Here is a 17,572-nt window from a genome sequence, read left to right as displayed (position 1 = left end):
CATGAACTCGCCGTACGACGGTGACCGAGGCCAGGGCGCGGCCGGCTCGGGCTACCCCGAGACCCCGCCCGAGCCCGGCCAGGTGCCGCCGCAGCCCGCGGCGGACATGTACCTCCAGGACGCCTACGACCAGGACCCCTACCGGGCGCACGACCTCGCCGCCCAGGACCCGGTCGCCGAGGCGCTCTACGACCGCGCCGCGCATCCGCCGCCCCCGGGCAACGGCGACCAGTCGCTGTACGGGCCGCCGGCCCCGTCGCCGTACGCCCCCGACCCGCGCGTCTGGGCGCAGCCACCGGCGCCGGAGCCGGACGGCCGGGCCCCTCACCTGCCCTACGGCGACGACCCCCGTACGACGCGGTTCGTGGGGGTCGACGACCTGGTCACGCACTCCGGCGAGGAGTACCACGAGCCGGACGCGTTCGCGCACCTCTTCCGGGACCAGCAGCAGGGCGGCGAGCCCGGGCCGATGGATCCGCAAGCCGTCCCCGGCCCCGCCGCGGCGCCGGGCGTCGGGGAGGGGCACCCGCAGCAGTACCCGGCGGCCCCGGGACCGCAGCACCACCCGTACGCCCAGACGCCGTACCAGGCCCCCTCGCCCGCCGTCGGGAACCCGGCACAGGCTCCGGTCCCGGGCTCGGCCACCGTGCCCGGTCCGGCGAACCCCGCCGGTCCCGCCGAGACCACCCCCCCAGCGCCCGCCGCACCCAAGGGCGGGCGGGCCGGCGGACTGCTGAAGTCCAGCGCCGTCATGGCGGCAGGCACGCTGGTCTCCCGGCTCACCGGTTTCGTCCGCTCCGCGCTGATCGTCTCGGCCCTCGGCCTCGGTTTCCTCGGTGACTCCTTCCAGGTCGCCTATCAGCTGCCGACGATGATCTACATCCTGACCGTCGGCGGCGGGCTGAACTCCGTGTTCGTCCCACAGCTGGTGCGCGCCATGAAGGAGGACGACGACGGCGGTGAGGCGTTCGCCAACCGTCTGCTGACTCTGGTGATGGTGGCCCTGGCCGCGCTCACCGCGCTCGCGATGTTCGCGGCGCCGCTGCTGGTGCGGATGCTGTCCAACCCGGTCGCCAGCGACGCGCATGCCAACCACGTCGCGGTCACCTTCACCCGTTACTTCCTGCCCTCGATCTTCTTCATGGGCATCCACGTGGTGATGGGTCAGGTCCTCAACGCACGCGGCAAGTTCGGCGCGATGATGTGGACGCCGGTCCTGAACAACATCGTCATCATCGTGACGCTCTCGACGTTCATCTGGGTTTACGGCACCGCTTCCCACTCCGGCATGCAGGTCACGAACATCCCGGTGCAGGGCCAGCGGCTGCTCGGCATCGGCGTGCTGCTCGGCCTGGTCGTCCAGGCCCTCGCGATGATCCCGTACCTGCGCGAGACCGGTTTCCGGATGCGGCTGCGCTTCGACTGGCGTGGCCACGGGCTGGGCAAGGCCGCGATGCTCGCCAAGTGGACGGTCCTGTTCGTCCTCGCCAACCAGGCCGGCGCGATGATCGTGACCCAGCTGTCCACCGCCGCCGGAAGGCACTCCCCCGTCAAGGGCACCGGTCTCGCCTCGTACGCCAGCGCCCAGCTGATCTGGGGCCTGCCGCAGGCCATCATCACGGTGTCGCTGATGGCCGCGCTGCTGCCGCGCATCTCGCGCTCGGCGGCCGAGGGCGACGGAGGCGCCGTCCGCGAGGACATCTCCCAGGGGCTGCGGACCACCGCGGTCGCCATCGTCCCCATCGCCTTCGGTTTCGTCTCGCTCGGCATCCCGATGTGCACGCTGATCTTCGGCTCCTCGGGCATCGGCGACGCCACCAACATGGGCTACATGCTGATGGCGTTCGGCCTCGGCCTGATCCCCTACTCCGTCCAGTACGTCGTGCTGCGCGCCTTCTACGCCTACGAGGACACCCGCACCCCCTTCTACAACACGGTCATCGTCGCCGCGGTCAACGCGGGCGCCTCGGGCCTGTGCTACCTGCTGCTGCCGTCCCGCTGGGCGGTGGCCGGCATGGCCGCCGCGTACGGCGTCGCGTACGCCATCGGTGTCGGCGTCGCCTGGCGGCGGCTGCGCAAGCGGCTGGGCGGCGACCTGGACGGTTCCCGGGTGCTGCGGACGTATGCGCGGCTGTGCATCGCCTCGGTGCCGGCGGCCCTGCTCAGCGGCGCGGCCTGCTACGGCATCGGGCACACCCTCGGTCAGGGGGTCGTCGGCTCGTTCGCCGCGCTGCTGGCCGGCGGGGCGGTGCTGCTCGGCGTCTTCTACGTCGGGGCGCGCCGCATGCGCATCGAGGAACTCAACTCGCTCGTGGGCATGGTGCGCGGGCGACTGGGGCGCTGAGGCGGGGGTAGGCGCACAACCATCGTTCGCGGCTGTGTGTCGTGCATAGCGGCGGACTGTGGGCACAATTGGTTTCGGCGTCGGACAGCGTGCAACGGATGGGGAGGCAGGGACGACGGTGGCGGAACGGAGCACGGCTGCCGTCGACGTGGCAGACAACAGCGGTGAACAGCCGCTGACCGCCAAGGCGGACCAGTCCACGGCCGACGGGGTGGCCCAGAACCCAGAGCGGGGCACGGAGAAGGACGAGGCGCAGGGGAGCGGCGAGACCGAGCGCCCCGAGAAGAAGGCCTCGCCTCCCGAACTGCACAGCGGTCACAAACTGGCCAGACGCTACCGTCTGGAGGAGTGCGTCACCCGTCTGGACGGATTCAGCAGCTGGCGTGCGGTCGACGAGAAACTCCGGCGTGCCGTCGGCGTCCACATCCTGCCCGCCGACCATGTCCGGGCCCGGTCGGTACTGGCGGCCGCGCGTTCCTCCGCGCTGCTCGGCGATCCGCGCTTCGTGCAGGTCCTCGACGCCGTCGAGGAGAACGACCTCGTGTACGTGGTGCACGAGTGGCTGCCCGACGCCACCGAGCTGACCGCGCTGCTCGCGGCCGGCCCGCTGGAGCCGCACGACGCGTACCAGTTGGTCAGTCAGGTCGCCTCCGCCATGGCCGCCGCGCACCGCGAGGGCCTCGCCCATCTGCGGCTCAACCCGAACGCCGTCCTGCGCGCCTCCACCGGCCAGTGGCGTATCCGCGGCCTGGCCGTGAACGCCGCGCTGCGCGGCGTCAGCTCCGACACCCCGCAGCGCACCGACACCGAGGCGATCGGCGCCCTGCTGTACGCGGCGCTGACCCAGCGCTGGCCGTACGAGAACGACGCCTACGGCATGTCCGGGCTGCCCAAGGACATAGGGCTCATCTCACCCGACCAGGTACGGGCCGGTGTCCACCGCGGTCTGTCCGAACTGGCCATGCGGGCCCTCGTCAACGACGGTGCGACCGCCTCGCGCCACGAGGCCGCGTGCACCACGCCGGAGGAGCTGGTCAAGGCCATCGGCGAGATGCCGCGCATCCGCCCGCCGGAGCCGGCGTTCGCCGCCCCGCCGGAGTACCAGCGCACGACGTACCAGCAGGGCACGTACGGCCGCCCGGCACCGCACTCCGCCACCACCCAGCCGGTCGCCGCTCCGCCGCCCCCGCTGCAGAGCCGCACCGGCAAGGCGCTGAAGTGGGCCGTGTCGGCCCTCCTCATCGCCGCGCTGGGCCTGGGCAGCTGGCAGCTCGCGGACGCCCTGATGGACCAGAGCGGCAAGTCCGGCGACACGGACAGCACGCAGACGCAGGACGGCGGCGACAAGGGCGTCCCCCTGCCGTCGACCGGCAAGCCCATCCCCATCCAAGAGGCCCATGACTTCGACCCGTTCGGGGACCAGTCCGAGAAGCCGTCCGACATAAAGAAGGCCTACGACGACAGCCCTGCCACGTACTGGCAGACGGACTTCTACCTGGGTTCCAAGTTCGGCAACCTGAAGTCGGGCGTCGGTCTCATCCTCGACCTCGGCAAGGTCCAGAAGGTCGGAAAGGTGACGGTCAGCTTCGTCGGGGAGACCTCGGTCGAACTCCGTGCCGCCGGAGAGAACGAGAGCTCGGAGCCGACGACGTTCGACAGCTACTCAAAGGTGGCGGGAGGCTCGGGCACGACCGTCGTCCTCAAGCCGGGCACGTCCCTCAAGTCTCGGTACCTCCTCGTCTGGCTGACCCAGCTGCCCCCGGACAACGAGGGCCACTGGCGGGGCAGAGTGGCCGACATCAAGGTGACCAGCTGAGGTCTCCGCTCAGGAGGGGCAGATGTCAGAGGGCATCGGATTCGACGAGCTGGGTGATCAGGAGTTGCTCGCCCGGCATGTGAAAGGCGATCCCGATGCCTTCGGTGAGATCGTGCGGCGGCACCGGGACCGGCTCTGGGCCGTGGCGTTGCGGACGCTGGGGGACCGGGAGGAGGCCGCTGACGCGGTTCAGGACGCGCTGGTGTCGGCCTACCGGGCCGCCCACACCTTCCGCGGGCAGTCGGCCGTCACCACCTGGCTGCACCGGATCACCGTGAACGCCTGCCTGGACCGGGCCCGCAAGGCGGCGACGCGCAAGACCTCCCCGGTCGACGACACCGAGCGGCTGGAGCAGCTGCTGGAGCCGCACGAGTCAGCCTCTGCCCCAGCCGAGCGGAACGATCTGCACCGCCAGCTCCTCGAAGCGCTCGGCACACTGCCGCACGAGCAGCGCGCCGCGCTCGTCCTGGTGGACATGCAGGGGTATCCCGTGGCCGAGGCCGCTCGGATCCTCGATGTGCCGACCGGAACGGTGAAGAGCCGTTGCGCGCGTGGCCGGGCGAGACTCCTTCCCCTCCTCGGTCATCTGAGGCCGGACGCCGGCGACGAGGAGAAGAACCCCGGTCCCGGACGGAACCGGATGCACGGGACATCCGTCCCACCGGCAACGGGGTCCCGCGACGGGGGCCCGGGAGACAGCGGACCGAGCGATTCAGCCGTAGTGAAGGGCGGAGGTGGGCGAGCGTGACTTCCACGACGGACATGGCCGGGCACCCGGACGTCTCGGAGATCTCCGACCTCACCGAAGGTCTGCTTCCGCCCGCTCGTGGCGCGGACGTACGGCGCCACGTGGACCGCTGCGAAATGTGCGCGGACGTCCATGCCTCCCTGGAAGAGATCCGAGGGCTACTGGGATCCCTTCAGGGGCCGCCCCGGATGCCCGAGGACGTGGCCGCCCGGATCGACGCCGCCCTCGCCGCCGAAGCCGCTGAGGCGGCCGAAGCCCCAGAAGCCCAAGAGCCCGCAGTGACCGCCGGGGCCGCGGTGGCTTCCGACGAGGACGCCGAGCGTCATGTTTCACGTGAAACATCGACCGCGCCGGACCGCCCCGCCGGACGTCCGCGCGCCGCGGCTGGTCCCGGTCGCAAGAAGTCCGAGCGCGGCCGCCGCAGGAACGTCACCCTGGGCGCCGTTCTCACCGCCGCTGTCCTCGGCGCCGGCACTTTCGTCCTGCAGTCGCTCGGCAGCGACAGCGCCGATACGACAGCCCACGGAAAGCCGACCGCCACCGTCGGCACCTTCTCCGGCGGGAGCGTCCAGAGCCAGGTGAAGTCCCTCCTCTCCGCCCAGACACAGTCCTCTCCCAGTCGGCAGCCGCGCTCTGGTGTGGACTCACAGCAGAACAGCCCGGGGTCGACCGAGAGCGCGAAGACCCTCCTCCAGCCCGAGGCCCCCGTGCCCGACTGCGTCCAGAAGGCGATCAACCGGAGTGGAGACGTCCTCGGATCCAAGACGGGAACCTACGGCGGGAAGGCCGCCTATCTAGTCGTGCTCCCCGACGCACACGACAACACACGCGTCACGGCCTACGTGGTCGACGCGGCCTGCGTCGGTCAGCAGCCGGACGGCACCGGCAAGGTTCTGCTGAAGCAGTCGTTCACCCGTTCCTGAACCGGCGCCCCGCCCGCACCGCGTGCTCCCGAGGACCGCGTGTGCCCGGACACAGCGGGAATGCGGGGCCCGTAGGATCCGTTGGGTGGGGTGAGAGCCCTGAAAAGGGCTCCACCGGTCGACTGACGCAGTCCAGAGACGAGGAATCAAGCCGTGAGCGACGTCCGTAACGTGATCATCATCGGCTCCGGGCCCGCCGGCTACACGGCGGCGCTCTACACCGCGCGCGCGTCGCTGAAGCCCCTGGTGTTCGAGGGTGCCGTCACCGCCGGTGGTGCGCTGATGAACACCACCGAGGTCGAGAACTTCCCGGGCTTCCGCGACGGCATCATGGGTCCCGACCTGATGGACAACATGCGGGCGCAGGCCGAACGCTTCGGCGCCGAGCTGATCCCCGACGACATCGTCTCCGTCGACCTCACCGGCGAGATCAAGACCGTCACCGACACGGCGGGCACCGTCCACCGGGCGAAGGCCGTCATCGTCACCACCGGCTCGCAGCACCGCAAGCTCGGCCTGCCGAACGAGGACGCGCTCTCCGGTCGTGGTGTCTCCTGGTGCGCCACCTGTGACGGCTTCTTCTTCAAGGACCATGACATCGCCGTGATCGGCGGCGGCGACACCGCGATGGAGGAGGCCACCTTCCTTTCCCGGTTCGCCAAGTCCGTGACGATCGTCCACCGCCGCGACACCCTGCGTGCCTCCAAGGCCATGCAGGAGCGCGCCTTCGGCGACCCGAAGATCAAGTTCGTCTGGGACAGCGAGATCGCCGAGATCCAGGGCGAGCAGAAGCTCTCCGGACTGAAGCTGCGCAACGTCAAGACCGGCGAGCTGTCCGACCTGCCCGTCACCGGCCTGTTCATCGCGATCGGCCACGACCCGCGCACCGAGCTGTTCAAGGGCCAGCTGGACCTGGACGAGGAGGGCTACCTGAAGGTGGACGCGCCCTCCACCCGTACCAACCTGACGGGTGTCTTCGGCGCCGGTGACGTGGTCGACCACACCTACCGCCAGGCGATCACCGCGGCCGGCACCGGCTGCTCCGCCGCCCTCGACGCCGAGCGGTTCCTCGCCGCCCTGGCGGACGAGGACGCGGCCGAGCCCGAGAAGTCCGCCACCGTCTGACCCTCCCTTCCCGCCTCACCGCACGATCAAGTTAAGGAGCCCGCCGTGGCCGGCACCCTCAAGAATGTGACTGACGACTCCTTCGACCAGGACGTCCTCAAGAACGAAAAGCCCGTCCTGGTCGACTTCTGGGCCGCGTGGTGCGGTCCGTGCCGCCAGATCGCCCCGTCGCTGGAGGCCATCGCCGCCGAGTACGGCGACAAGATCGAGATCGTCAAGCTCAACATCGACGAGAACCCGGAGACGGCCGCCAAGTACGGCGTCATGTCCATCCCGACGCTGAACGTCTACCAGCGGGGCGAGGTCGCGAAGACCATCGTCGGCGCCAAGCCGAAGGCCGCGATCGTGCGCGACCTCGACGAGTTCATCGCCGACTGACGTTTCACGTGAAACGCGAAGGGGCCAACCCCGCGGGTTGGCCCCTTCGCATGTGCCCGGAGCCCTCACGCGGCATCACAACGGTCGCAGCGCCGGCTCCTTCTGAACCGCCCCCAGCAGTCGGTCGAGCGCCAGGTTCACGTCGTCCTTCCAGGACAGCGTGGACCGCAGCTCCAGCCGTAGCCGGGGATGCGTGGGGTGCTGCCGAACCGTCTTGAAGCCCACCGCGAGGAGATGGTCGGCTGGAAGCAGACAGGCGGCCTCCTTCCAGCGGGCGTCGCCGAAGGCCTCGATCGCCCGGAACCCACGGCGCAGCAGGTCCTTGGCGACGGCCTGGACCATCACACGTCCGAGCCCCTGCCCCTGGAAATCCGGCATGACGAACGCCGTCATGAGCTGCACGGCATCCGGAGAGACGGGACTGGTGGGGAACGCCGAGGAGCGCGGCACATAGGCTGGTGGTGCGTAGAGCACGAAGCCGGCCGGCACGTCGTCGACGTAGATCACCCGGCCGCATGATCCCCAGTCAAGGAGGACGGCGGAGATCCAGGCCTCCTTCTCCGTCGCGGACCGGCCCGCTCTTACCGCGGCTTCACCGCTGACAGGGTCCAGCTCCCAGAAGACACACGAGCGGCATCGTGTGGGGAGGTCCTGGAGGTTGTCCAGCGTGAGCGGTACGAGCCGGCGCCCCATGAAGGCTGTTCCTCGCTTCCTTCGCCCGCCGCGTCGCGGGCGGCCGTCAGAGCGCTCCGTTCCCTGAGCAGGCTGCCGACGAACCCGCCGACCGCTCCGAGTCCCAGACCCGCGCTCACCAGTCCGGTGCGGCTCATCGATCGCATGGCCCCGTCTCCCCATTCAGAGATGCTGTCCGGTGGATGCGCCATACCCGATCGCATCGTATCCACCGAGGGATTCCCTCGATACCGCCGCAAAGCAAAGAGCGGGCCGTGTTCCGGTAGACACCGGACACCGCCCGCTCCCGTGCAGCAGATCGTGAGGGTCAGGTCTCGTCCGCGGCAGTGTCCTGGGGACCGTTCTGCAGGACCGGCCCCTCGCCCGGGGCGAGGGTGCCGAGGATGCGCTCAAGGTCTTCCATGGACGCGAACTCGACAGTGATCTTGCCCTTCTTCTGGCCCAGGTCAACCTTCACCCGGGTCTCGAAGCGGTCCGACAGGCGCGTCGCGAGCTCGCTCAGTGCCGGGGAGACCCGCGTGCCGGCGCGCGGCCCCTTCGCCCGCTGAGCCGACTGAGGCCGGGAACCCATCAGGGTCACGATCTCCTCGACGGCCCGGACGGACAGTCCCTCGGCCACGATGCGGTGAGCGAGCCGGTCCTGCTCCTCGGAGTCCTCGACGGACAGCAGGGCCCGGGCATGGCCGGCGGAGAGCACCCCGGCTGCCACCCGGCGCTGAACCGTCGGCGAAAGCTTCAGCAGACGCAGGGTGTTGGAGACCTGTGGGCGGGACCGCCCGATCCGGTCGGCCAACTGGTCGTGCGTGCAGTTGAAGTCCTTCAGCAGCTGGTCGTAGGCGGCCGCCTCCTCCAGGGGGTTCAGCTGCGCGCGGTGCAGGTTCTCCAGCAGCGCGTCCAGGAGGAGCTTCTCGTCCTCGGTCGCCCTGACGATCGCCGGGATCGCCTCCAGGCCGGCCTCACGGCAGGCACGCCACCGCCGCTCGCCCATGATCAGCTCATAGCGGGCGGGGCCCAGCTGCCGTACCACGACGGGCTGGAGGAGGCCGACTTCCTTGATGGAAGTGATCAGCTCGTGCAGCGCGTCCTCGTCGAAGACCTCACGCGGCTGGCGCGGGTTCGGTGTGATGGAGTCGAGGGGCAGCTCGGCGAAGTGCGCCCCCACGGGAGGTGCGGGCGTCTCCGCTGGAGGAGCTGCCAACGGCTCCTCGGTTTCATGTGGAACAGGCGGCAGCGTGGCCACCTTGGCCGCGGCCACCCCGCGGTCGGCCGTCAGCACCGGGACGGCCGCGGGGGACGTGGACCCTGTGCCCGCCGTCGTGGCCGGAGTCGGCGTCCTCTCGGTCGGGGCAGCGGGGATCAGTGCGCCGAGACCACGGCCCAGTCCCCTCCGTCGCTCGCTCACTGGATCCCCTCCACCATGTTCGGGTCGTTCTGGGCGCCGATATGGGCCTGTCCGGCGTCATAGCTGATGCCGATGCCCTTCAGCGCGATTTCTCGGGCCGCCTCAAGATAGGAGAGGGCGCCGCTCGACCCGGGGTCGTACGTCAGCACCGTCTGCCCATAGCTCGGTGCTTCGGAGATACGGACCGAGCGGGGAATGCTCGTCCGTAGCACCTCGTCACCGAAGTGGTTGCGCACCTCGTCCGCGACCTGTGACGCGAGTCGCGTCCGGCCGTCGTACATGGTGAGCAGGATGGTCGACACATGCAGGTCGGGGTTGAGGTGCCCCCGCACCAGGTCGACGTTGCGCAGCAGTTGACCCAGGCCCTCCAGTGCGTAGTACTCACACTGGATCGGAATGAGCACCTCCCGACCGGCGACCAAGGCGTTGACCGTCAGCAGGCCCAGCGAGGGCGGGCAGTCGATGAGGATGTAGTCGAGCGGCTGTTCGTAGGCCTGGATCGCCCGCTGAAGTCTGCTCTCCCGCGCCACCAGAGACACCAACTCGATCTCCGCACCGGCGAGATCGATCGTGGCGGGGGCACAGAAGAGGCCTTCGACGTCCGAGACGGGCTGGACGACCTCGGCCAGCGGCTTGCTCTCGACCAGGACGTCGTAGATGGACGGAACTTCGGCGTGGTGGTCGATCCCCAGTGCTGTGGAGGCGTTGCCCTGTGGATCGAGGTCGATCACCAGGACCCGGCCACCGTGCAGCGCGAGTGAGGCGGCAAGGTTGACGGTGGTTGTCGTCTTGCCCACGCCGCCCTTCTGGTTGGCCACCACGACGACACGGGTCTGCTCGGGTCGCGGCAGGCCTTCTCCGGCTCTACCCAGCGCCTCCACCGCCAGCTGGGCGGCACGGCCGATGGGAGTGTCGTCCATCGGGGGCGGTGTTTCACGTGAAACATCCGCTCCCGTCGACTCGGTACGGGGACCGGGGACCGGATCGGTCATCGGTCCCGCGATGTTGGCGTCGGACCGCACGGATTCACTCTCCTCGACTTCAGGCTCGCAATGAACAGAGCCTGCCATGTCTTCGGGGTCATGAACCAGTGAGGCCTGGTCTTCTGTGGAGAAATCCACCTCTGTGGACAACTCCGTGCCCCCTGAGGGGGACGGGGGATGCAGGGAAACGGGCTCCTCTCCGAGTGAGCCGAGAGGTTTCCGGTCGCGAGGTTCGGCCGCGGCGCGGCCGCGACTGATGATGCCGTGCAGCAGTGAGCGACGTTTCACGTGAAACACGATGCACAGCGGCGGGGACCGGATGTCCGCGACACTCCGACTCGCGTAGGTTTGGCAGCTTGTGTGGAGTACGTCTCGTCGTCAGGACGGATCAGTACAGCCGGACGGATCCGTCCAGCCGATCCACCCGGACCGGCGCCGTCAACGCCCTCAACCTCTCAACGCCGTCGGCGTGCCCGGCCCGTCCGGGCCGCCTTGGCTCGCTTGGCCGCGAACCGCACCCCGCCCGGACTCTCCCCGACCTCGACCCGCACGACGGTGGAGAGCGGATCCACCACCCCCTCGCCCACATGCAGGATGGACGTCGAGACGGCACCCAGCTTGCTCAGCGCCGTGGCGGAAGCCTTCAGCTCCTCCTCGGCGGTGTCGCCCTTGAGGGCGAGCATCTCGCCGTACGGCCGCAGCAGCGGAATGCCCCAGGTGGCGAGGCGGTCCAGCGGAGCAACCGCACGGGCCGTCACCACGTGCACCGGCGGCAGCTTGCCCATCACCTCTTCCGCGCGGCCCCGGACCACGGTGACGTGGTCCAGGCCCAGCAGCTCCACCACCTCGGTGAGGAACGTGGTGCGCCGCAGCAACGGCTCCAGCAGCGTGATGTTCAGGTCCCGGCGGACCAGCGCCAGCGGAATGCCCGGCAGTCCGGCACCCGAGCCCACATCGCAGACCGTCACCCCCTCGGGGACCGCCTCCGAGAGCACCGCGCAGTTCAGCAGGTGCCGCTCCCACAGGCGGGGCACCTCGCGTGGGCCGATCAGCCCACGCTGCACACCCGCCTCGGCCAGCAGCTCCGCGTAGCGGACCGCATCGGCGTAGCGATCACCAAACACCTCCCGCGCCTGCTCGGGGGCGGGGGGAAGCTCCGCTGCCTCCGTCACGGGGACCGTCCTTCCGTACCGCGCCGGCGCTCCGCGCACCGACCACCAGAACTACCAGGCTGACAAAGTTCGGCCCCGTCTGCGGGCAGACGGGGCCGGTGGAACGAGGAGACGGCTCAGGCGGGCAGTACGACGACGAACCGCTGCGGCTCCTCGCCCTCGGACTCGCTGCGCAGTCCCGCGGCCTTGACCGCGTCGTGCACGACCTTGCGCTCGAACGGGGTCATGGGCTTCAGCCGCACCGGCTCCCCGTTGCTCTTGACCTCGGCGGCGGCCTTGGCGCCCAGCTCCGACAGCTCGGCACGCTTCTTCGCCCGGAAGCCGGCGATGTCCAGCATCAGCCGACTGCGGTCCCCGGTCTCCCGGTGCACCGCGAGACGCGTCAGCTCCTGCAGCGCCTCCAGCACCTCGCCGTCCCGGCCGACCAGCTTGTTCAGATCACGGCCGCCGGCATCGCTGATGATCGACACCGAGGCGCGGTCCGCCTCGACGTCCATGTCGATGTCGCCGTCGAGGTCGGCGATGTCCAGCAGACCCTCCAGGTAGTCCGCCGCGATCTCGCCCTCCTGCTCCAGGCGGGTCAGGGTGTCTGCGCCCTCGGCGGCGGCGGAGGTGGTGCCTTCCGTCACGGGATGGACTCCTTCTTACTTCTTGGACGGGGACTTGGGTCGCTGCGGGCCACCCTTGCGCTGCCCGGACTGGGCCTTGCTGCGGCCGCCGGAAGCGGGCTTCTGGGGCTGCTTGGCAGCGGCGGGCTTGGCACCCGCGGGCTTGGCGTCCTGCGGCTCGTCGGACTTCTCCAGCGAGGTGGTGGCCGGCGCGCTGTCGCCCGCCTGCTTCGCACTGCCGGACTGTCGCTGGGCCTTGCTCTGCCGCTTGGGCTGCTGGCGACGCGCGGTGGCCGCGGCGGCGGTGGTCCCGCCGTCCTCGGACTGCACCAGTGTCTGGCCCTCGCTCTTCACCACGGTGCCGTCGGCCTGGGCCGCGAGGCCCGCCTTGCTGAGACCGTTGATGAACTTGCGCTCGAACTCGTTGCGCTCGCGGCCCTTGGCGACGATCGCCTTGACGATCGCCTTCTCGCTGCGCCGGCGCGTCCGGCCGTGCTGCGAGACGTGCTTGCCGAGACGCTCCAGGTAGGCGGCCTGGGCCTTGGAACCCGGGGTCGGGTTGTTGTGGATGACGTACATCTGCTGGCCCATGGTCCACACGTTGGTGGTCAGCCAGTAGACGAGGACACCGACCGGGAAGTTGATGCCGAAGACGGCGAACATGACCGGGAAGACGTACATCAGCATCTTCTGCTGCTGCATGAACGGCGTCTTCACCGTCGTGTCGACGTTCTTCGTCATCAGCTGACGCTGCGTGTAGAACTGCGAGAACGACATCAGGACGATCATGACCGCGGTCACGACCCGGACGTCCGTCAGCGTGGCACCGAGCGCCGCGACCTTGTCCGAGCTGTCCATGAACTTCGCCGCGAGCGGGGCGCCGAAGATGTGTGCCTTACGGGCACTGGCGAGCAGCGGGTCGTTGATGACGCCGATCGTCTTGCCCGTCGCGATGCCGTTGAGCACGTGGTACAGGGCGAAGAAGAACGGCGACTGCGCCAGGATGGGAAGGCACGAGGAGAGCGGGTTGGTACCCGACTCCTTGTACAGCTTCATCATCTCTTCGGACTGGCGCTGCTTGTCGTTCTTGTAGCGCTCCTGGATCTTCTTCATCTCGGGCTGCAGCGTCTGCATGGCCCGGGTCGCCTTGATCTGCTTCACGAAGAGCGGGACCAGGCAGATACGGATCAGAATCACCAGGGACACGATGGACAGGCCCCAGGCCCACCCGGTGTCAGGGCCGAAGATCGCGCCGTACACCGAGTGGAACTGGACGATGACCCAGGAAACGGGTGTCGTGATGAAGCTGAAGAGGCTGGCAATCGTGTCCACTAATCATGCTCCTTGGGCATGGGACGAGGTCTCTGCGGCCGGGCTCGGAGGAACCGCGGAGTGCGGCTTGCCTCCAAGGGCCGGTTCGGCGGCGGAGGGCCCGCCCTTGCGTGCGCGCCAAGCGTTGCGCAGCATTTCGTGCCACCGCGGGCGCTTGCGCGGCGGAACATGGTCCACCCCGCCCAGCGACCACGGATTGCACCGGAGGATGCGCCAGGCGGTCAGAGCCGTTCCCTTGATCGCACCATGCCGGTCGATGGCCGTGTAGCCGTAGTGGGAGCACGACGGGTAGTACTTGCACACCGGCCCCAGCAACGGACTGATCGTCCACTGGTACAGCTTGATCAGGGCCAGTAGTGGGTACTTCATCGCGCGCCCCCTCCCAGCAGCCGCTCCAGGGCGGCGTCCAGGTCTCGGGCCAGCTGTGCGTGGTCTGCGTCACCCGCTCCGGGCAGCGCTCGTACGACTACCAGGCTACCGGGGGCGAACAGGGCGACTCGGTCACGCATCAGATGGCGAAGTCTGCGCTTGACTTGATTGCGCACGACCGCTCCACCCACTGCCTTGCTCACGACGAAACCCGCACGCGTCGGAGGAGCGCTCTCCCCAGGCGCGTGCGGGTCCGTGGCACCGCTACGAAGGTGGACGACGAGGAGCGGGCGGCCTGCCCGGCGGCCTCGTCGTACCGCGGTCGCGAAGTCCTCGCGCCGCCTCAGCCGGTTCTCGGTGGGCAGCACGACGTCATGACCTGATCGGGATCAGGCGGACAGACGGGCGCGACCCTTGCTACGGCGAGACGCGAGAATCGCGCGGCCGGCACGGGTGCGCATACGCAGCCGGAAGCCGTGGGTCTTCGCGCGACGACGGTTGTTCGGCTGGAAGGTGCGCTTGCTCACTCGGGGGCTCCAGAAGAAATCGGTAGTGGCGGGGTGCCGTCCTGGCTGTCACCGTGCGCCCACGAGTAGCTCGTATCACGCCCGAGTGCACCGCTTCCCGATCACCTGAAGCGATCTGTGCCCATCGGAGGCAGGCGGCAGCAGCCATCGACAACTCGACCTGGTTACGGTACGCGCGGCTACGCCATCCGGTCAAACCGACGGCGGCCGGGAGACACTTGTCCACAGCCTGGGGACAACAACTTGAACCGTACCCGTCGGGCTGACTACCGTGACTGGACTCTGATTCGTTCCCTTATCCCCGACCGCCCCGATTTACATCCCGACCAGTCCCAGAACCACACGTTCGTGGGACCCGTGAGAGAGCGTGCCCTGTGGCTGACGTACCTGCCGATCTTGCCGCAGTGTGGCCACGAGTACTCGAGCAGCTCCTCGGCGAGGGTCGCGGGCAGGGGGTCGAAGGGAAGGACGAGCACTGGATCCGGCGCTGCCAGCCCCTCGCGCTGGTCGCGGACACCGCCCTGCTCGCGGTGCCGAACGAGTTCGCGAAGGGCGTACTGGAGGGCCGTCTCGCACCGGTCGTCAGCGAGACCCTGAGCCGTGAGTGCGGCCGCCCGATCCGCATCGCGATCACCGTGGACGACTCCGCGGGCGAACCGCCGGCCCCCTCCGCGGCGCCCACGCCGCCCGCGCCCCCCGCGCAGCAGCCGCGCTACGAGGAGCCCGAGCTGCCGTCCGGGCCGTACGAGGGCTACGGCCGGCACCGGGGCGCCGACGCGCTCCCGGGCGCCGAGACCGGACCCCGCGCCGACCAGCTGCCCACCGCCCGGCCCGCCTACCCGTCCGAGTACCAGCGCCCCGAGCCCGGCGCCTGGCCGCGGCCGGGACAGGACGAGTACGGCTGGCAGCAGCCGCGGCTCGGCTTCCCGGAGCGCGACCCCTACGCCTCGCCCGCGCAGGACGGCTACGGCACGCCCCCGCCCCAGGACTACCGCCAGCAGGGGACGGAGCGGCCCCCCTACGAGCAGCCGTACGACCAGAAGCGCGGCGAGTACCCCGGCCCGCGCCCGGACTACGACAAGCCGCGCACGGACTACGACGGTGGCCCGCGGGCGGCCTACGACGCCCCCGGCTCGGACTACGACGGCCAGCGCTCCGAATACGACGGCCCGCGCTCGGACTACAGCGACTCGCGCTCCGAATACACCGACTCGCCGCGTTCCGAGTACGACGGACCGCGCTCGGACTACGACGCCGCCCGCTCCGAGTACGACCCCTCGCGGTCGGACTACGAGGGCCGCGACCAGGGCCGACGCGAGCTGCCCGAACAGCAGGGCGGGAACGGGCCGGTCCACCGGGGCGGCCCGGGCCGGCCGGAACTGCCGTCGCCCGGAACGAACGGCGGCCACGCCGGTCACAGCGGCCCCTCCGGCCACGGTGGTCCCAACAGTCACGGAGGCCCCGGAGGTCCCAGTGGTCCCGGCGGTCGTGGTGTTCACGGCGCCGGCGCCGGATCCGGGCCCGCTTCTCGCGGCGGCCAGTCGGCGTCGCCGAGCGGGCCTGGCGAGCCGACCGCGCGGCTGAACCCCAAGTACCTCTTCGACACCTTCGTCATCGGCGCCTCCAACCGCTTCGCGCACGCGGCCGCGGTGGCCGTCGCCGAGGCGCCGGCCAAGGCGTACAACCCGCTCTTCATCTACGGCGAGTCGGGCCTCGGCAAGACGCACCTGCTGCACGCCATCGGGCACTACGCGCGCAGCCTCTACCCGGGCACGCGCGTGCGGTACGTCAGCTCGGAGGAGTTCACCAACGAGTTCATCAACTCCATCCGCGACGGCAAGGGCGACAGCTTCCGCAAGCGCTACCGCGAGATGGACATCCTGCTCGTCGACGACATCCAGTTCCTCGCGGACAAGGAGTCGACGCAGGAGGAGTTCTTCCACACGTTCAACACGCTCCACAACGCCAACAAGCAGATCGTGCTCTCCAGCGACCGGCCGCCCAAGCAGCTGGTCACCCTGGAGGACCGGCTGCGGAACCGTTTCGAGTGGGGCCTGATCACCGACGTCCAGCCGCCCGAGCTGGAGACGCGCATCGCGATCCTGCGCAAGAAGGCGGTGCAGGAGCAGCTGAACGCGCCGCCGGAGGTGCTGGAGTTCATCGCCTCCCGGATCTCGCGCAACATCCGCGAGCTGGAGGGCGCGCTGATCCGGGTGACGGCGTTCGCGTCTCTCAACCGGCAGCCGGTGGACCTGGGCCTGACGGAGATCGTCCTGAAGGACCTGATCCCCGGGGGCGAGGACAGCGCGCCCGAGATCACGGCGACGGCCATCATGGGGGCCACCGCCGACTACTTCGGGCTGACCGTGGAGGACCTGTGCGGCACCTCGCGCGGGCGCGCGCTGGTCACCGCCCGGCAGATCGCGATGTACCTGTGCCGGGAGCTGACGGACCTGTCGCTGCCGAAGATCGGCGCGCAGTTCGGCGGCCGTGACCACACCACCGTCATGCACGCCGACCGCAAGATCCGCGCGCTGATGGCCGAGCGGCGCTCGATCTACAACCAGGTGACGGAGCTGACGAACCGCATCAAGAACGGCTGACCGGCGGCCGTACGCCGGCGCTGAGGGCGCCTTCGGGAGCGATTCCCGGAGGCGCCCTTCGCCGTCCACCGGCACGCGGCCCCGCCGCTCGGCGCATCCCTCGGCCGCCTTCACCGGCCCCGGCCCGCGACAGTCCCGCCCCAGTCCTCGCCAGTCCCGCGCCGCCGGTGTTCGAATAGCCGCCGGGTTACGGCCTCTCTCCACAGATTCGGGGACTTTTTTCCGTCCACATCCTGGGGACCGCGAAGTTGTCCCGAGCGGCGTCCACAGGGCAGCCGCCACAGCACCGAAGCCCCAGGTCAGATGCCTGTGGAATCGTGGACAAAGGATCTCCACAGACTGTGGACAACGCGGAGATCCACAGCCTGTGCACGAAGTTGTCCACGGGGAACCCACAGGCTGAGCCCCGTTGTCCCCAAGAATCTTGCCCTTCTCCACAAGTCTGTCCACTGTTCGGCAACGCGACGCACCCTGTCACCGCGTCGAGTGAAAGGCGTCACACCAAGGTGCCGAAGGGGGCTGTGGGAAACGTCGCCGAACCTGGGGACG

Annotated in this window: 16 protein-coding genes; 7 read left to right on the top strand and 9 right to left on the bottom strand. The window is 69.7% G+C overall.

Features of this window, described 5'->3' with window-relative positions:
- Window position 1: 1 nt before the first annotated feature.
- The 6 genes from murJ (at window position 2) to trxA (ending at window position 7,334) form a co-directional block, all read left to right on the top strand.
- Complete coding sequence (gene murJ, locus DBP14_RS16950) at window positions 2-2,344, top strand: murein biosynthesis integral membrane protein MurJ (RefSeq protein ID WP_129308037.1); 2,343 nt, start codon at window positions 2-4, stop codon at window positions 2,342-2,344.
- 118 nt (window positions 2,345-2,462) lie between these two features.
- Window positions 2,463-4,160 carry a protein kinase family protein gene (locus DBP14_RS16945; RefSeq protein ID WP_129308036.1) on the top strand — a complete coding sequence of 566 codons (1,698 nt, stop codon included), beginning with the start codon at window positions 2,463-2,465 and terminating at the stop codon, window positions 4,158-4,160.
- 22 nt (window positions 4,161-4,182) lie between these two features.
- Window positions 4,183-4,908, top strand: coding sequence for an RNA polymerase sigma factor SigM (sigM, locus tag DBP14_RS16940; protein ID WP_129308035.1), 726 nt, complete (start codon window positions 4,183-4,185; stop codon window positions 4,906-4,908).
- On the top strand, window positions 4,905-5,831 hold the full coding sequence (locus DBP14_RS16935; protein WP_129308034.1) for a hypothetical protein: 927 nt from the start codon (window positions 4,905-4,907) through the stop codon (window positions 5,829-5,831). The genes sigM and DBP14_RS16935 overlap by 4 nt, the downstream gene beginning before the upstream one ends.
- Before the next feature lie 153 nt (window positions 5,832-5,984).
- Window positions 5,985-6,956 (top strand): thioredoxin-disulfide reductase, encoded by a 972-nt coding sequence (gene trxB, locus DBP14_RS16930; protein WP_129308033.1) that lies wholly within the window; start codon window positions 5,985-5,987, stop codon window positions 6,954-6,956.
- A 45-nt stretch (window positions 6,957-7,001) separates the two neighbouring features.
- The gene (gene trxA / locus DBP14_RS16925) at window positions 7,002-7,334 is read left to right on the top strand and encodes a thioredoxin (RefSeq protein ID WP_129308032.1); all 333 of its coding nucleotides are present in this window, start codon (window positions 7,002-7,004) and stop codon (window positions 7,332-7,334) included.
- A gap of 75 nt (window positions 7,335-7,409) precedes the next feature.
- Here the strand turns inward: trxA and DBP14_RS16920 are convergent, their stop codons facing one another.
- From DBP14_RS16920 to rpmH, 9 genes are all read right to left on the bottom strand, one after another.
- Window positions 7,410-8,027, bottom strand: a complete 618-nt coding sequence (locus DBP14_RS16920; RefSeq protein ID WP_129308031.1) for a GNAT family N-acetyltransferase — start codon at window positions 8,025-8,027, stop codon at window positions 7,410-7,412.
- A 307-nt stretch (window positions 8,028-8,334) separates the two neighbouring features.
- Complete coding sequence (locus tag DBP14_RS16915; RefSeq protein ID WP_129308030.1) at window positions 8,335-9,429, bottom strand: ParB/RepB/Spo0J family partition protein; 1,095 nt, start codon at window positions 9,427-9,429, stop codon at window positions 8,335-8,337.
- Window positions 9,426-10,499, bottom strand: a complete 1,074-nt coding sequence (locus DBP14_RS16910) for a ParA family protein (protein WP_129311912.1) — start codon at window positions 10,497-10,499, stop codon at window positions 9,426-9,428. Before DBP14_RS16910 ends, DBP14_RS16915 begins: the two co-directional genes overlap by 4 nt.
- Before the next feature lie 368 nt (window positions 10,500-10,867).
- Window positions 10,868-11,584 (bottom strand): 16S rRNA (guanine(527)-N(7))-methyltransferase RsmG, encoded by a 717-nt coding sequence (gene rsmG / locus DBP14_RS16905; protein WP_129308029.1) that lies wholly within the window; start codon window positions 11,582-11,584, stop codon window positions 10,868-10,870.
- Between the two features lie 116 nt (window positions 11,585-11,700).
- Window positions 11,701-12,213 carry a R3H domain-containing nucleic acid-binding protein gene (locus DBP14_RS16900; RefSeq protein WP_129308028.1) on the bottom strand — a complete coding sequence of 171 codons (513 nt, stop codon included), beginning with the start codon at window positions 12,211-12,213 and terminating at the stop codon, window positions 11,701-11,703.
- A 15-nt stretch (window positions 12,214-12,228) separates the two neighbouring features.
- Window positions 12,229-13,524: a membrane protein insertase YidC gene (yidC, locus tag DBP14_RS16895; protein ID WP_129308027.1), complete on the bottom strand. Its 1,296-nt coding sequence runs from the start codon at window positions 13,522-13,524 to the stop codon at window positions 12,229-12,231.
- A gap of 3 nt (window positions 13,525-13,527) precedes the next feature.
- Window positions 13,528-13,893 (bottom strand): membrane protein insertion efficiency factor YidD, encoded by a 366-nt coding sequence (yidD, locus tag DBP14_RS16890; protein ID WP_129308026.1) that lies wholly within the window; start codon window positions 13,891-13,893, stop codon window positions 13,528-13,530.
- Window positions 13,890-14,261: a ribonuclease P protein component gene (gene rnpA / locus DBP14_RS16885; RefSeq protein WP_129308025.1), complete on the bottom strand. Its 372-nt coding sequence runs from the start codon at window positions 14,259-14,261 to the stop codon at window positions 13,890-13,892. Before rnpA ends, yidD begins: the two co-directional genes overlap by 4 nt.
- Before the next feature lie 21 nt (window positions 14,262-14,282).
- A complete protein-coding gene (gene rpmH, locus DBP14_RS16880; RefSeq protein WP_003956500.1) occupies window positions 14,283-14,420 on the bottom strand; it encodes a 50S ribosomal protein L34 in 138 nt (45 codons plus the stop codon).
- Between the two features lie 374 nt (window positions 14,421-14,794).
- On the opposite strand from rpmH, the gene dnaA reads away from it, so the two are divergent.
- Window positions 14,795-17,023, top strand: a complete 2,229-nt coding sequence (dnaA, locus tag DBP14_RS16875; protein WP_129308024.1) for a chromosomal replication initiator protein DnaA — start codon at window positions 14,795-14,797, stop codon at window positions 17,021-17,023.
- Window positions 17,024-17,572 lie beyond the last annotated feature (549 nt).

Origin of the sequence: Streptomyces sp. L2 (genome assembly GCF_004124325.1) — a bacterium.
Lineage (GTDB): Bacteria > Actinomycetota > Actinomycetes > Streptomycetales > Streptomycetaceae > Streptomyces.
The sequence above is the reverse complement of the archived record's forward strand: the minus strand, read 5'-3'. Positions and strand labels throughout refer to the sequence as shown.

Coding starts and splice junctions, on each gene's coding strand:
- murJ (WP_129308037.1), top strand. CDS start 2: ATGAACTCGCCGTACGACGGTGACCGAGGCCAGGGCGCGGCCGGCTCG.
- sigM (WP_129308035.1), top strand. CDS start 4,183: ATGTCAGAGGGCATCGGATTCGACGAGCTGGGTGATCAGGAGTTGCTC.
- DBP14_RS16920 (WP_129308031.1), bottom strand. CDS start 8,027: ATGGGGCGCCGGCTCGTACCGCTCACGCTGGACAACCTCCAGGACCTC.
- DBP14_RS16910 (WP_129311912.1), bottom strand. CDS start 10,499: ATGGCAGGCTCTGTTCATTGCGAGCCTGAAGTCGAGGAGAGTGAATCC.
- yidD (WP_129308026.1), bottom strand. CDS start 13,893: ATGAAGTACCCACTACTGGCCCTGATCAAGCTGTACCAGTGGACGATC.